Source organism: Streptomyces sp. Alt3 (genome assembly GCF_030719215.1).
GTDB lineage: Bacteria > Actinomycetota > Actinomycetes > Streptomycetales > Streptomycetaceae > Streptomyces > Streptomyces glycanivorans.
In genome coordinates this window covers 702,074-715,508 of record NZ_CP120983.1, presented here as the reverse complement: position 1 = coordinate 715,508, position 13,435 = coordinate 702,074, and the positions used below count along the sequence as shown (strand labels likewise).

The 13,435-nt window shown below is 70.7% G+C and carries 12 protein-coding genes; 7 read left to right on the top strand and 5 right to left on the bottom strand.

Annotated elements, in window-relative coordinates; translation table 11 throughout:
- The first annotated feature begins 71 nt into the window (after window positions 1-71).
- The 3 genes from P8A20_RS03240 to P8A20_RS03230 all read left to right on the top strand — a co-directional run bounded on the left by P8A20_RS03240 (window position 72) and on the right by P8A20_RS03230 (window position 3,834).
- Window positions 72-1,055 (top strand): carbohydrate kinase family protein, encoded by a 984-nt coding sequence (locus P8A20_RS03240; protein ID WP_147961314.1) that lies wholly within the window; start codon window positions 72-74, stop codon window positions 1,053-1,055.
- A complete protein-coding gene (locus P8A20_RS03235) occupies window positions 1,055-2,380 on the top strand; it encodes an alpha-glucosidase/alpha-galactosidase (RefSeq protein ID WP_147961315.1) in 1,326 nt (441 codons plus the stop codon). The genes P8A20_RS03240 and P8A20_RS03235 overlap by 1 nt, the downstream gene beginning before the upstream one ends.
- Before the next feature lie 104 nt (window positions 2,381-2,484).
- Window positions 2,485-3,834 (top strand): Gfo/Idh/MocA family protein, encoded by a 1,350-nt coding sequence (locus P8A20_RS03230; protein WP_147961316.1) that lies wholly within the window; start codon window positions 2,485-2,487, stop codon window positions 3,832-3,834.
- A 93-nt stretch (window positions 3,835-3,927) separates the two neighbouring features.
- Here the strand turns inward: P8A20_RS03230 and P8A20_RS03225 are convergent, their stop codons facing one another.
- Window positions 3,928-4,512, bottom strand: coding sequence for a helix-turn-helix domain-containing protein (locus P8A20_RS03225; protein WP_147961317.1), 585 nt, complete (start codon window positions 4,510-4,512; stop codon window positions 3,928-3,930).
- 212 nt (window positions 4,513-4,724) lie between these two features.
- On the opposite strand from P8A20_RS03225, the gene P8A20_RS03220 reads away from it, so the two are divergent.
- A complete protein-coding gene (locus P8A20_RS03220; protein WP_147961318.1) occupies window positions 4,725-5,432 on the top strand; it encodes a B3/B4 domain-containing protein in 708 nt (235 codons plus the stop codon).
- Between the two features lie 248 nt (window positions 5,433-5,680).
- Here P8A20_RS03220 and P8A20_RS03215 read toward each other — a convergent pair whose 3' ends face one another.
- The 3 genes from P8A20_RS03215 to P8A20_RS03205 all read right to left on the bottom strand — a co-directional run bounded on the left by P8A20_RS03215 (window position 5,681) and on the right by P8A20_RS03205 (window position 8,156).
- The gene (locus P8A20_RS03215) at window positions 5,681-6,418 is read right to left on the bottom strand and encodes an SDR family oxidoreductase (protein ID WP_147961319.1); all 738 of its coding nucleotides are present in this window, start codon (window positions 6,416-6,418) and stop codon (window positions 5,681-5,683) included.
- Between the two features lie 162 nt (window positions 6,419-6,580).
- The gene (locus tag P8A20_RS03210; RefSeq protein WP_147961320.1) at window positions 6,581-7,297 is read right to left on the bottom strand and encodes a DinB family protein; all 717 of its coding nucleotides are present in this window, start codon (window positions 7,295-7,297) and stop codon (window positions 6,581-6,583) included.
- 115 nt (window positions 7,298-7,412) lie between these two features.
- Window positions 7,413-8,156: a LamG-like jellyroll fold domain-containing protein gene (locus P8A20_RS03205; RefSeq protein ID WP_187282254.1), complete on the bottom strand. Its 744-nt coding sequence runs from the start codon at window positions 8,154-8,156 to the stop codon at window positions 7,413-7,415.
- Window positions 8,157-8,440: 284 nt separating this feature from the next.
- On the opposite strand from P8A20_RS03205, the gene P8A20_RS03200 reads away from it, so the two are divergent.
- The 3 genes from P8A20_RS03200 to P8A20_RS03190 all read left to right on the top strand — a co-directional run bounded on the left by P8A20_RS03200 (window position 8,441) and on the right by P8A20_RS03190 (window position 11,940).
- Window positions 8,441-8,941 (top strand): cupin domain-containing protein, encoded by a 501-nt coding sequence (locus P8A20_RS03200; RefSeq protein ID WP_147961322.1) that lies wholly within the window; start codon window positions 8,441-8,443, stop codon window positions 8,939-8,941.
- Window positions 8,942-9,103: 162 nt separating this feature from the next.
- Window positions 9,104-9,547 (top strand): SRPBCC family protein, encoded by a 444-nt coding sequence (locus P8A20_RS03195; protein ID WP_147961323.1) that lies wholly within the window; start codon window positions 9,104-9,106, stop codon window positions 9,545-9,547.
- 593 nt (window positions 9,548-10,140) lie between these two features.
- A complete protein-coding gene (locus P8A20_RS03190) occupies window positions 10,141-11,940 on the top strand; it encodes an ABC transporter ATP-binding protein (RefSeq protein WP_147961325.1) in 1,800 nt (599 codons plus the stop codon).
- A gap of 90 nt (window positions 11,941-12,030) precedes the next feature.
- On the opposite strand, the gene P8A20_RS03185 is transcribed toward P8A20_RS03190, so the two are convergent.
- Window positions 12,031-13,098: a LacI family DNA-binding transcriptional regulator gene (locus P8A20_RS03185; protein WP_261988822.1), complete on the bottom strand. Its 1,068-nt coding sequence runs from the start codon at window positions 13,096-13,098 to the stop codon at window positions 12,031-12,033.
- Between the last annotated feature and the right edge of the window lie 337 nt (window positions 13,099-13,435).

Genomic DNA, 13,435 nt, shown 5'->3' with positions numbered 1-13,435 from the left:
CCGCTCCCGCCGGCCGCCACACGTCACCCGCCGGACCCGGTCAGCCGGGGTCCGCGATCACAGGAAGCCGTATGCAGCACACCTTCGACCTGCTCGTCATCGGGGACGCGAATCCCGACATCGTCCTTGGCCCGCTCGACACCCCGCCCGCCTTCGGACAGCGCGAACAACTCGTCGACACCGGCCGGCTCACACTCGGCGGTTCAGGCGCGATCATGGCGTGCGGAGCCGCCCGCCTCGGGCTCAAGGTCGCCTTCGCCGGACGCGTCGGTGACGACGAGGCCGGGAGGTTCGTCCGCACCGCCCTGACCGCCCGAGGGGTCGACACCCAGGCCCTGCACACCGATCCCGTCCTCCCGACACCCCTCACGGTGATCGTGACACGGGGGGACGGCGACCGGGCGATCCTCACCGCCCCGGGCACGCTCTCCGCCGGCGGCCCCGACGACGTCCCCGAGGCGCTGCTCACCGGCGCCAGGCACGTCCACGCGTCCTCGTACTTCCTCCTGCCCCGGATCGCCGAGGCGCTGCCCCGGTTGCTGGCCAAGGCTCGCGCGGGCGGTGCGACGACCTCGCTCGACACCAACGACGACCCCTCCGGCACGTGGGAGCGGAGAGGGATCGAAGCGACGCTCGCCGTCACCGACTACCTGCTGCCCAACGCGCAGGAGGCGCTGGCCCTCGCGGACGCCATCGGTTCCACGGCGGTCTCCGCACCCGGTGCGGACCCCCTGGACGCCGCGGCGGCTGTACTCGCGGCACGCGGGCCGCACGTGGTCGTCAAGAACGGGGCCGAGGGCGCCCTCCTGCACGACGGCCGCGCTCTGCGGCGCACCCCCGGGACTGCCGCCCGGCCGCTGGACACCGTCGGCGCGGGGGACAGCTTCGACGCCGGCTGGGTCGCCGCCCTCCTGCACGGCCTCCCTCTCCCGGAGGCTCTCGAAATCGCCGCCGCCTGCGGCGCCCTGTCCACCCGGGCACACGGCGGTACCCCCGCCCAGCCCACCTGGGACGAAGCCCGAACGGCAGTCGCCCGCAACGGAAAGAACCTGTGATGACCCAGACCAACCCCAAGATCGCGTTCATCGGCGCCGGAAGCGTAGTGTTCACCCAGGGCCTCCTGGCGGACCTCTTCGTGTTCCCGGAGCTCAAGGGCGCCCATATCGCCCTCCACGACATCGACGCGGAACGCCTCGCCACGGCACACGGCGCCGCCCGCCAGATCGCGGACCGGCTGACCGGACAGGGCGGCGGGCCCCGCATCACCGCCCACGCCGAACGGAAGGCGGCCCTCGAAGGGGCCGACTTCGTCATCAACATCGTCCAGGTCGGCATGCGGGAATCCACCCGCGTCGACTTCGACGTCCCCGCCGGCCACGGCGTCCGCCAGACCATCGGGGACACCCTCGGCATCGGAGGCATCTTCCGCGCGCTGCGCACCTTCCCACTGCTCAAGGCGCTGGGCGAGGACATCGCCGAGGTCTGCCCCGACGCCTGGCTGCTGAACTACACCAACCCGATGGCGATGAACGTCCAGTACCTCACCCAGGCCACCGGGCTGACCCGTGTCGTCGGTCTGTGCCACTCGGTGTACTGGACCGTTCGCGACCTGGCGGACCTCCTGGGTGTCCCGCACGAGGAAGTCGTGTACCGGGCCGCCGGCGTCAACCACCAGGCGTGGGTGCTCCGTCTCGAACACGACGGGACCGACCTCTACCCGCGGCTCGACTCCCTCATCGCGCGGAACCCCGAACTGCGGCGCCGGGTACGCGTCGACATGTACCGGCGCCTGGGCTACTACCCGACCGAGACCAGCGAGCACTCCGCCGAGTACGTCCCCTGGTACCTGCACCACGACAGTGAGATCGAGCGTCTCCGCCTCCCCGTCGGCGCCTATCTCGGTATCGTGGACGAGAACATCGCCGCATACGAACGGACCCGCGACACACTGGCCGACGGATCGGCGCTCGACGTCGAGGGCACGATGGAGTACGCCCCCCAGCTCATCCACAGTGTCGTGACCGGTACGCCCCGCACGATCTACGGCAACGTCCCGAACCACGGGCTGATCGACAACCTGCCCGCGACCGGAACCGTCGAAGTGCCGTGCCTGGTCGACGCCCTGGGAGTCCAGCCCACCCGTGTCGGCTCCCTGCCCGCCCAGTGCGCAGCCCTCAACCGCGGCTACCTCGGAATGAACGAACTGGTCGTCCGCGCCGCTCTGGAGGACGACCCCCGGTCCATCCGGCAGGCGGCCATGGCGGACCCGGCCACCGCCGCGGCCCTGCCGGTCGAACGCATCTGGGACCTGTGCGACGACATGGTGCGGGCGCACGCGGACCTGTTGCAGCCGTCGCTGCGCACGCTGCTCGGCCACTGAGAACGGCCCCGCACCCCCGCGGGCCCGTTGCCCCGCTCCCGTCCGTTCCCGCGCACCGGCCTCCGGGTCCGGTGCGCGGGGCGGTCCCCACCAGGAGGTATCCCATGTCCGAGGTGACGACGGTGCTCGTCGGAGCCGGGCTCCGCGGCACGACCTACGCGCGGCGTGCGCTGGCCACGGGGGCGGGGCGGGTGGTCGCGGTGGCCGAACCGGACCCCGGCCGCCGTGCCCGGGCGGCTCGGGAGTTCGGGGTGCCGGCGGAGCGGGTGTACGCCGACTGGACCGACGTGGTGGCGGCCGGAAAGCTGGCCGACGCATGCGTGATCGCCACCCAGGACCGGATGCACGTGGAGCCCGCGGTGGCGCTGGCCGGTCTCGGCTACCACATTCTCCTGGAGAAGCCGATGGCCACCGGGGAAGGCCATGCGTCGGCCATCGCGGAGGCGGCGCTGCGCAACGGTGTACTGCTGGCCGTCTGTCATGTGCTGCGCTACACGTCGTACACCCGGTACCTCAAGGAGCTGCTGGACAGCGGCACCATCGGCCGCCTCGTCAGCGTCCAGCACCTGGAGCCCGTCGGCTGGTGGCACCACGCGCACTCCTTCGTGCGGGGCAACTGGCGTCGTGAGGACACCTCCGCACCCATGCTGCTGACCAAGGCCTGCCACGACATCGACTGGTTGGTCCACCTCTTCGGAACTCTGCCCCGCAGGGTCGGGTCCTTCGGCAGCCTGACCCACCTGCGGCCCGAGGACGCGCCCGCCGGCGCGACCGACCGCTGCCTCGACTGCCCGGTGGAGGCGGGCTGCCCGTACTCGGCGAAACGGCTCTACCTCGGATGTCTGGGCGACGAGGACCAGGAGTTCTGGCCGCTGTCGGCCGTCACGGCCGAGCACACGGAGGCCGGGGTGCTGGAGGCACTGAGGACCGGTCCCTACGGGCGGTGCGCGTACGCCTGCGACAACGACGTGGTCGACAACCAGGTGGTCACCATGGAGTTCGAATCCGGCGCCACCTGCTCGTTCACCATGAGCGCCTACACCCCGATGGAACAGCGCCGCACCCGGCTCATGGGCACCCACGGCTTCGTCGAAGGTGACGGGACCACGCTGCGCCTGGTCGATTTCCGCGACGGATCCGAACGGACCGTCGACACGCGGGCCCTCGACACGCTGTCGGACCGCACGCGGACCGACGGCCCGCTCACCGTTGATGCGGGGGCCGGCGGAGCGGGAAACCCGGGCCCCTCACCCGAGGACGGACACGGAGGCGGCGACGAGGCGTTGACCGACGCCTTCTTCGCGGCCGTCGCCACCGGTGACAGGTCGCTCCTTCTCTCCGACGCGACCGAGAGCCTGGCGACCCACCGCGTCGTCTGGGCGGCGGAACGGGCGAGGACCACCGGCACGGTGGTCGAACTCGACGCGGATGGCCACGTCCTGTCGACGGCGTGACCTCCACGACCCCGGTGGTGGCATCCCCTGGCTGTACGAGGTGCCGGGCCGGACGTAGGGCGGGCGGTACGGGCGGCCCCTGATCGGCAGGGGTCAGTTCGTGGAGCCGGGACCGGGCGGGATGTGTACCGTCATGATCAGGTGGCAGGTTCCGGTGCCCGAGCCGCGATAGGCGTGGGAGGCGTCGCCGTCGAAGGTGGCGGTCTGCCCGGCTTCGACGGCGTGCTCCGTGCCGTCGACGATCAGCGTCATCCGGCCCGAGGTGACACTGACGGTCTCCACGACGCCGGCCTGATGCGGATGGCTCGGGTACTCCTCGCCGGGCTCCAGCCTCCAGCGCCAGACCTCGACCGGGGCCGCTCCCGAGGTCGTCAGCATGAGCCGGGCCTCGCTGCCCCGCTCGCCGGCCCACAGCGGCATGACGGCGTCGGCGGAAACCACACGGACCCGGCCCTCGGACGGCCCCTCCAGCAGGGCGGAAACGGAGATTCCGAGCGTGTCGGCGAGACGGACGAGGGTGGCGAAGTTCGGATTGCCCTGAGCCTTCTCCAGCCCGACCAGCGCGCCCTTGCTGACCTTGGCGCGCCGGCCCAGCTCGTCCAGGGACAGCCCTGCCCGTGTGCGTGCGGACCTGACGTTGCGCGCGAGCGTACGCAGGGCTTCGTCCGAGTCTGGCACTGATTCACCGTCCTGATGTGTGCTGATACGGGCTGGTTGGCGGAGTGCTGCAATGGACCGCTCGGTCGTTCGGTTGACACCATCCGGTCGCTTCATTGTACGGTCGAGTCGTTCCGTTGTGAAACCTCGGGATTTTTTGATCCCACCAGGGTGGCCCGGCCGTCCACGGCCTCGCCCCCGCCCCACGCACACGAAGAGCAGGACACCGCCCCATGACCGTCTTCCGTATCCACCCCGATGTCGCCGACGCCTTCCCCGACACCCGCATCGCGCTCGTCACCGCGAAGGGCCTGCGCGGACGCGAGCCCTGGCCCGAGGCCACCGCCGCTCTCCACCACCTGGAACAGGAGGCCGCCGACGGCGTATGGCAGCCCGCCGACGAGAACGACCCCCGCATCGAGGCATGGCACACGGCCTACCGCTCCTTCGGCACCAACCCCCGCCGCATCCGCCCCAGCGTCGACGCCCTCGGCCGCCGCGTGGCCAAGAAGGGGGTGCTCCCGCGGATCAACCCCGCCGTCGACTCGTACAACACGGTCTCCCTCCGCCACGGCCTGCCCGCCGGGGCCTTCGACCTCGCGCACGTCACCGGTGCTGTCGACATCCGGTACGCCGACGGCAGCGAGGAGTTCACCCCGCTCGGCGAACCGGACACCGTGGAGAACCCGAAGCCCGGCGAGATCGTCTACGCCGACACCAGCGGCGTCCTCACCCGGCACTGGAACCACCGCGACGCCCACCGCACGCGCGTCACCGAGGACAGCACCCGGGTCACTTTCGTCCTGGAGACCCTTCACGCACACCGGGACGGCCACCTCCTGGAGGCAGCCGCCGAGGAACTCCAGGCGTTGCTCCTCCCGCACGCCGAACACTCCGCGGTCCGGTACCTCGACCCCACCTGCCCCGACGCAGGTGTCTGACCGCCCCGCCGACCCGCGGCCGTGACCTGCCCGAACGACGCGGGAAGGACCTGACCCAGGACGTCGAACCGGAGCCGGTCACGTCAGCCGCGCTGTACGGGAAACCACGGTCATCCCGGCGATGTCCACATGGGCGGGCACCGTGACGGCGAAGATGACGGACTCGGCGATGTCCTCGGCGGCCGGAGGACGCAGGCCCGTGCGCAGGTGGACGCCTGCGCCCCCTCCCCGGCCGGGCCCCCGGAGTATCAGTGCGACGCGAGCCAGTCCGCGTAGCGGGTGGGGGCGAGCGATGCGTCGCTCCTGTTCGTCAGAACGTCCCCGCGGACGACGGAGAACATCCCGGCGGTGTCGTCGGTGACGACGGTACGGCCGTCCGAGCGGGCCGCGAGCGTGATCCTGCCGAGTTCGTCGAGAGGGAAGACCTCGGGGCCCGCGATGTTGTGGACACCCCGCAGCGGAGTGCCCATGGCGGCTTCGGCGACCGCGTCGGCGACCTCCTGGGCGGCGATCGGCTGGATCGGGGTGCCGGGCAGCCGGACGGTGTCACCGTCGGCGCTCCAGCTCATGATCGCGTCGACGAACTCCATGAACTGCGTGGCGCGGACGACGGAGTACGGGATCGGCCCCGCCGCGAGAAGTTCTTCCTGGAGCGCCTTGGCGCGGTAGTAGTCCAACTCGGGTACCTGGTCCACGCCGACGATGGACAGCATGACGAAGTGGCCCACCCCCGCCTTCCGCCCGGCGTCCAGCAGATTCCCCATCGACCGCCGGAAGAATTCCGGTGCGGCCTCGTCGAAGGTGGGGGAGTTCGTCAGGTCGACGATCACATCGGCCCCGGCGACCGCCTCCTCCACCCCCTTGCCGCTGATGACGTCGACGCCCGTCGACTTCGAGCAGGGCACGGCCTCGTGTCCGTCGGCGCGCAGCTTCTCGACGACCTTCGATCCGATCAGCCCCGTGCCGCCGATCACCGCGAACTTCATGACTGGCCCTTCCGCCGATGGATGTCCTCGCCCTTGTTGCAGGTCACCGGTCCACTGAAACACGCCGTCCTCCGGGGCGCACACGCTCCGTCGGGCCGCGGACGACGGGGCCCGTGACCCGTGGCGGAAACGCCGTGCGCCGTGCTCAGGGTGCGCCCGGGCTCACCCGGATGTCGTGGAGCGCCCCCGCCACAGGTCGCGGATTAGCGATATCTCGGCCATGTGATGGATGTACTCGAGGTTGGCCCCCGCCGGCACCGCGGCGAACGGGTCGTCGGGATCGGATCCGTAGGGGTACTGCGAGAAGCCCACCGTGTCCAGCTGCTCCTCGGTGACCGCGGCCACGCCGTCGCGCCAGCGGCCGATCAGGTCCCAGAACCGATCGAGTGCCACCGACGCGGAGGGGAAGAAGTCGACCAGCAGCCTCGGTTCCCGCCGGCGCTCGCCGAAGGTCCACTCCCACTGGCCCGCGAGACAGGAGTGCAGGTGCCCGAGCCGCCAGGCGATGGTGGTCACAGGGGTCTCGTCGGGCTCCGGCTCACCGCTGTGGGCGAGGACCTGCTCCACCCGATCGACGCTCACGCTCCAGTCATCGGCGATCTTGGACACCGCCATGCCCCCGGCGGCCTGCCGGGCGACCTCGGCGTACTCGCTCGCCGGGATGTCCGGGACGCCCCTGTCGAGCACCCACTCGCCCGGTCCGTACGCCCGGGGCGTCGGTGACTCGCCCCGGCGCCGGATCGACCAGGAACCGGCCACCGGCTCCCACAGGTACTCGTCGTCACCCAGCCCCTTCAGCCGCACCTGGGCCATCTCCCTGGCCTGGTCGAACTGGCCGAGCAGCAAGCCCGAGCGGTCGGTCCTCGTGCCCTCGGTCATCCCCGGCTCCCCTCGCGTCGCGTCTGCGACCCACAGTGCTCCGATGGAAGCCAAGGACTCGGGTTCCGGGGCGCGAACCGTTTCCCGGCCGCTCCGGACAGCCCGGCCGCCGTGGTCAGCCCGAGGTCATGACCGCGTGGTGCTCAGCCAGGCGTTCGGCCGGCAGTTCCCGTGGATAGACGGCGACCTTGCCGATCCCGCCCAGGAAGAAGGAACGCAGTGCCGCGCTGCCGATGCGAAGCGGCGATGTGGTGTCCGCGGGGACGATGTCGTAGTCGGCCAGTGCGTCGGTGTCCCGCAGCCGCCCGTCCCGGTAGATCTTGGTGCGGCCCGGCGGCTGGGCGGGACCGTCCGGCGCGGTGGTGATGACGAGGGCGTAATGCATCCACTCGCCGGGGCGGAGGGGGTCCTGGAAGTACGAACCCGCGCCGAGTCCGCCGGGCGGATTGAAGGCGTAGCCGGAGACACGGTTCGCGCGCCCCTCGGTGTTGCCCGCGGAGTAGATGCGCGCCACCCATTCGCACTGGTTGACGGTGGCGTAGGTGAGCTTGCCGAGCCAGTGGACGTACCCGGAGCCCTCGGTGCGGGGGAAGACCAGCGCGTCCGGTCGCAGCCAGGCCTCGATGGTCAGGGCTCCCGTGGTGGAGACGGACAGGACCTCGCTGTCCGGGACCTCGACGTACTGTCCGCTCGTGCCGTCGAACAGTGTGGCCGGTTCGCCGTTGGGCAGGTGGGTGTGCCCGGGGGAGCCGTGGTATTCGGCCGGCAGCCCGCCCGGGGACACCTCGGTGCCTGCCCCTCCCAGTCCCAGGAACAGTACGGGGCCGTCGGCGAGGATCGTCCGGTCGTAGGCGCTCATGTGAATCCTCCGTGCGGCAGGAACGTGCCGTTGCCACCCGGTCCGGCCCGTGGCCTGCCGGGCGGCGCTGCGCGATGCGGCGGCCAACCATCCCACTCTAGGAGGCGAGGGCGGTGCGGGAACCGGCGCTCGCATGGGTCCGCAGCGCGGGCGGAGTGCGCCGGAGCACGGGACCAGAGGGGCGAGCCGGAGCGCAGCGCTGTCGGCACGCTCCTGTATTGGCCCAGGGTTCCAAGGCCCAAATGGCCCTGGGGATGGGCATATACGGTCGTAGAGTCGTGTTCATGACCGAGAACACGACCACCTCGTTCCGCCCCCTCCTCACCCGTCACGCCGACGCGGAGACCTGCGTCGACCCGAGCAGCACCATGCGTCTGCTCGGCGAGGCCGGTCACGCCGACGGAGGGTTCACGAGCTACCGCTCGACCTTCGCAGAGGGAGCGGTGGGAGCACCGGCTCACTTCCACACCAGGGCGACGGAGCTGTTCTTCGTGCTCGACGGAGCCCTGCGGGTGCTGGTGGGTGAGGAGGTGGCCGTCCTCGGACAGGGGGACTTCCTGGCGGTCCCGCCGCACACCCCGCACGCCTTCGCCGCCGCCCCCGGCCGCACCGCGGACGTCCTGTTCGTGTTCGACCGCGGCATGGACCGCTTCGCGTACCTGCGTCTGCTCGGCCGGGTCATGCGGGGGGAGGCGGATCCGAAGGAGATCGCCGGGTCCGCCGAGAAGTTCGACAACCACTACGTGGAGAGCGCCGTCTGGCGTGCCGCGCTCGACGCCTCGTGAACGGCGACGGCCGCCGGCGTCCGTGGGATACGGCCCGGTCCGGCCGGTCGCACCGCCGCGTACCGGGCCCGTGGGCCGGTGTGAGGAGGGGCATGCGTGCGCGGCCGACGATCGGGTACTCGGCAGCGCAAGGCGTAACCGAGCAAAGAAGGGTTGTTCTCCATGTCCTCCTCCCTCGTCGAAACCGTCGACATCAAGGCGCCGGTCAGCGTCACCTGGGCTCTGTGGAGCGACGTGACGCAGTGGCCGAAGTTCCTCAGCCACGTGCGACGCGTGGACCCGATGGACGAGCGCAGGTTCTCCTGGCAGTTGTCCCTGCCGGGCGCCGACAAGGCCTTCGTCGCGGAGCTCACCGAGGTCGTCCCGCAGGACCGGATCGCCTGGAAGACCATCGAGGGTGTGCATCACGCCGGCGTCGTCACCTTCCACCGTCTCGACGACACCTCCAGCCGCGTCGCCCTGCAGATCGAGTACGACCCCCACGGATTCGTGGAGCACCTCGGCGCCCTGACCAATCTCGACTCGGCCCTGGCCAACTACGACCTGGGCGAGTTCCAGAAGCTTGCCGAGTCCACGGCGGTGGGGGACGGGCCAAGGGGTATCTGAACCCGGCTCGTCCGATCTGCCGGGGACGGCCCCGCAGACATGACCGCCCGTGCGCCCCTCCCGGGCGCACGGGCGGTCACGTCTGTCGCGACGCGTGACGGGCGGTCAGCCCCGTGACGATGCGGTGGATTCGGCGCTGCGTGAGGCCGGAGCATTCGTGTCCGCCGCCCGTTCCGGCGTCGCGTCGTCCGTCGGGACACGTTCTGCCGCCGCTCGGCGCGTGGTCCGCAGAGGTGACTGGGTCCATTCGGCGAACCACCAGACACCGGCCACCACGCAGGACCACAGGAGCCCGCCCAGCACCGCACTCGGCCACGGTGCCCCTTCCGCCCATCGCTCCACGGCGGTCAGTGCCACCCAGCCACCGAGCAGCACGGTCAGAACTCGTACACGCCTATACCTGAACATCTCGGCCCGCTACCCGGTCCGCGCGGGATTACGCAGCGTCACCTCGAAAGAGTTCGGGTGAATCACCGGAAGCTGTGGCGCCGAAGGGCGCGGGCGGGCACGGCGAGACGTTCGCCGGAGCCCGGTGTGTCTCTTCCCGTGGAACGGGGGTTGTCGGCGGAAGCGGGAGCAGATGGGATATCCGTATGAAGAAAGCGCTTTCACCGCTCTCCGCCGAACCCCTGGCACCCTTTGACCACCTCGATCACCGCTACCGCGGCGAGAACCCGGTCCGCACGCTCGGCCACCTCTTCCACCCCGACCGTGGCCGGCTGGCCCTGGCGGTCGCCATCTTCGTCGTGAAGCACAGCCCCATCTGGCTGCTGCCCCTGATCACCGCCACCGTCCTCGACGTGGTCGTCCAGCACGGTCCCGAATCGGGGATCTGGAAGGCGAGCGGCGTCCTGCTGTTCATCCTCGTGATCAACTACCCGCTCCACCAGTGGTACGTACGGTGCCTCGCCGGCAGCATCCGGCGCATGGGCATCACGCTGCGCTCGGCCCTCTGCCGCCGGATGCAGCAACTGTCCATCGGCTATCACTCACGGGTGAGTTCGAGCGTGCTGCAGGCCAAGGTGGTGCGCGACGTCGAAGCTGTGGAACAGATGGTCCAGCAGAGTTCCGACATGGGGCTCGGCGCGGTCGTCACGCTGATCGGCGGGCTCGTCGTCATCGGCGTACGCGTGCCCGAGTTCCTTCCCGTCTTCCTCGTCGTCGTCCCCGCCTCCGGCTTCCTCGTGATGAAACTGCGTGGCCGGCTGCGCAGCCACAACGAGTCCTTCCGCCGTGAGGTCGAACAACTCTCCTCCCGTGTGGGCGAGATGACCACTCTCATTCCCATCACCCGCGCCCACGGCCTGGAACGGACGGCGCTCGGCCGGGTGGACGGCTCGCTGCGGCAGGTGTTCGCGGCCGGGATGCGCCTCGACACGATCAACGGCCGTTTCGCGTCGCTGGCCTGGGTCATCCTCAACACGCTCGGTGTGCTGTGCCTGACGGGCTCCGCGCTGGTGGCGTACCACGGGTGGATGGCCATCACCCCGGGGGACGTGGTGATGCTCAGCTCCTTCTTCACCGTGCTGACCGGCTCCGTGACGACGCTGCTCGGTCTGGCGCCGATCCTCACCAAGGGCCTGGAGTCCGTACGTTCGGCAGGCGAGGTGCTGCAGGCACCCGACCTGGAGAACAACGCCGGCAAGGCCCGGGTGGAGAGCGTCGTCGGCCGCATCGACTTCGAGGGCGTCGGATTCGCCTACGAGGAGGACGGGAAGTCGGCGGTCGACGGGTTCACCCTCTCCGCGCGGCCGGGGGAGACCATCGCACTCGTCGGCGCGTCCGGTGCCGGCAAGTCCACGGTCCTCAATCTGCTCATCGGATTCATCAGGCCCACCTCGGGCCGCATCCTGCTGGACGGGACCGACATGGCCGGGCTCGATCTCCGGACCTATCGCCGCTTCCTGTCGGTGGTGCCCCAGGAGTCGATCCTCTTCGAGGGCAGCATCCGTGACAACGTCACCTACGGCATGGGCGACACGGACGAGGAGACGCTCATGCGAGCCCTCCGGGACGCCAACGCGCTCGAATTCGTGGACCGTCTGCCGCGTGGCCTGGACACGGTCATCGGGGAGCACGGCGCACAACTGTCGGGCGGTCAGAAGCAGCGCCTCGCCATCGCGAGGGCACTGATCCGTGACCCGAGGGTGCTGGTGCTCGACGAGGCGACCTCCGCGCTGGACAACCGTTCCGAGGCCCTCGTGCAGGAGGCCCTCACACGGCTGGTGCACGGCCGGACCGTCTTCGTCGTAGCCCACCGGCTCTCCACGATCCAGGGGGCCGACCGCATCGTGGCCATGCAGGGAGGCAGGATCGCCGAGGTGGGCACCCACGAGGAACTGCTGGGCACCGGCGGTGTGTACGCGGGGCTGCAGCCCGCCCACCCGAGGTGATGCGGGCGGCGGCTTTCGGAGGCTGCTGACGGCAGGGCCCACCGGTGGAACGGCGGGTGTGCGGCGTCCGGTGCGTCCGCGGACACCCGCTCACCCTCCGGGCACCGGCCCGGAGGTCTCCTGCCGGTGCCCGGAGGGCCTGCCCGTACTGCCCCGGACCATGAGCCGGGGCGCGATCTCCGTGGATTCGGCGGTTCGTCCGCCCTCGATCTCCTGGACGAGCGCGTCCACGGCCGTTCTGCCGACTGCGGCGAAGTCCTGGTGGACGGTCGTCAGCGGAGGGATGAAATTCCTGGCTTCGGGCATGTCGTCGAATCCGACGACGCTCACGTCCTCCGGAACGCGCCGGTGAGCCTCCGACAGGGCCCTCAGCACCCCCAGGGCCATCTGGTCGTTCGCGGCGAAGACGGCCGACAGCTCGGGATCGGCGGCGAACCGTCGCCCGGCGTCGTACCCGGAGTCGGAGTACCAGTCGCCGTGGACAGGCTCGGGCACCGGCCGGCCGTGGGCGAGCAAGGTCTCGCGCCAGCCCCGCAGGCGCAGGCCGGCGGAGTAGGAGTCACGGGGACCGGCGACGTGCCGGACGGTGTCGTGGCCCAGTTCCAGGAGATGCTCGGTCGCCAGACGCGCCCCCATGAACTGGTCGGTGTCCACCACCGCGGACCGGCCGGCCGCCCGGGAGTCCACCACGACGACGGGAGCCCCCCTGTGCAGCTGGGCCTCGGCCGTCCCGGTCAGGTTCGATTCGATGAGCACGACGACTCCGTCGACGGCCTGCTCCCCCAGCCGGTCGAGGGCGTCGCTCACATCGGCGTGGGTGGGACGCGTCAGCGGCATCAGCGTGATCGTGTAACGCCGCTCGGCGGCCGCGGCGGCGACGGCCTCCAGGGTGCGCAGATTCCCGTAGGAGGCCATGGTGAAGACGATCACCCCGATGCTGCGGAACTGTCCCGATCTCAGGGCGCGGGCGGCGCTGTTGGGCCGGTAGCCCAGCTCTTTCATGGCCGTCAGTACGCGCTCGCGGGTCGCGGCCCCCACGTTGTCGCGGCCGTTGGCGACGCGGGAGACCGTCTGGCCCGAGACTCCGGCCCGCCGTGCCACGTCGTCGATCGACGCCTCGCGCCGTCGCTGACGAGGCTGCCCGGATTCCGCCGGCACGCCTTCCACGGCTCCCTCCGGGCGCCTTCCACCGAGTCGTACGTGATCCCCGCCAGGGTATGCGAGCGGGTGTCCCCGGAAGTGTGTCCGGGGTGAAGTCCGCCCGCCGGAGCGGGATTTCTTCCGGGTTTGCGCAAGAGAGAGGGGGATTCCGAAGCCCTGTGCGTCCCCGTGCGCGCGGATGTTGACGTCAACATCCGTGGTGCCTAGGCTCCTTCTCCACGCGGAAGTCCGGTGGCCGGTCGACGGAGACAGCGTCGTGAGATCCATGACGAGCTCGGTTGAAACGTTGCAATCCGCAGCCTCCGAACCGGCGCGCCGAGCAGATCTCCCGTGC

Coding starts and splice junctions, on each gene's coding strand:
- P8A20_RS03240 (WP_147961314.1), top strand. CDS start 72: ATGCAGCACACCTTCGACCTGCTCGTCATCGGGGACGCGAATCCCGAC.
- P8A20_RS03235 (WP_147961315.1), top strand. CDS start 1,055: ATGACCCAGACCAACCCCAAGATCGCGTTCATCGGCGCCGGAAGCGTA.
- P8A20_RS03230 (WP_147961316.1), top strand. CDS start 2,485: ATGTCCGAGGTGACGACGGTGCTCGTCGGAGCCGGGCTCCGCGGCACG.
- P8A20_RS03220 (WP_147961318.1), top strand. CDS start 4,725: ATGACCGTCTTCCGTATCCACCCCGATGTCGCCGACGCCTTCCCCGAC.
- P8A20_RS03215 (WP_147961319.1), bottom strand. CDS start 6,418: ATGAAGTTCGCGGTGATCGGCGGCACGGGGCTGATCGGATCGAAGGTC.
- P8A20_RS03210 (WP_147961320.1), bottom strand. CDS start 7,297: ATGACCGAGGGCACGAGGACCGACCGCTCGGGCTTGCTGCTCGGCCAG.
- P8A20_RS03205 (WP_187282254.1), bottom strand. CDS start 8,156: ATGAGCGCCTACGACCGGACGATCCTCGCCGACGGCCCCGTACTGTTC.
- P8A20_RS03200 (WP_147961322.1), top strand. CDS start 8,441: ATGACCGAGAACACGACCACCTCGTTCCGCCCCCTCCTCACCCGTCAC.
- P8A20_RS03195 (WP_147961323.1), top strand. CDS start 9,104: ATGTCCTCCTCCCTCGTCGAAACCGTCGACATCAAGGCGCCGGTCAGC.
- P8A20_RS03190 (WP_147961325.1), top strand. CDS start 10,141: ATGAAGAAAGCGCTTTCACCGCTCTCCGCCGAACCCCTGGCACCCTTT.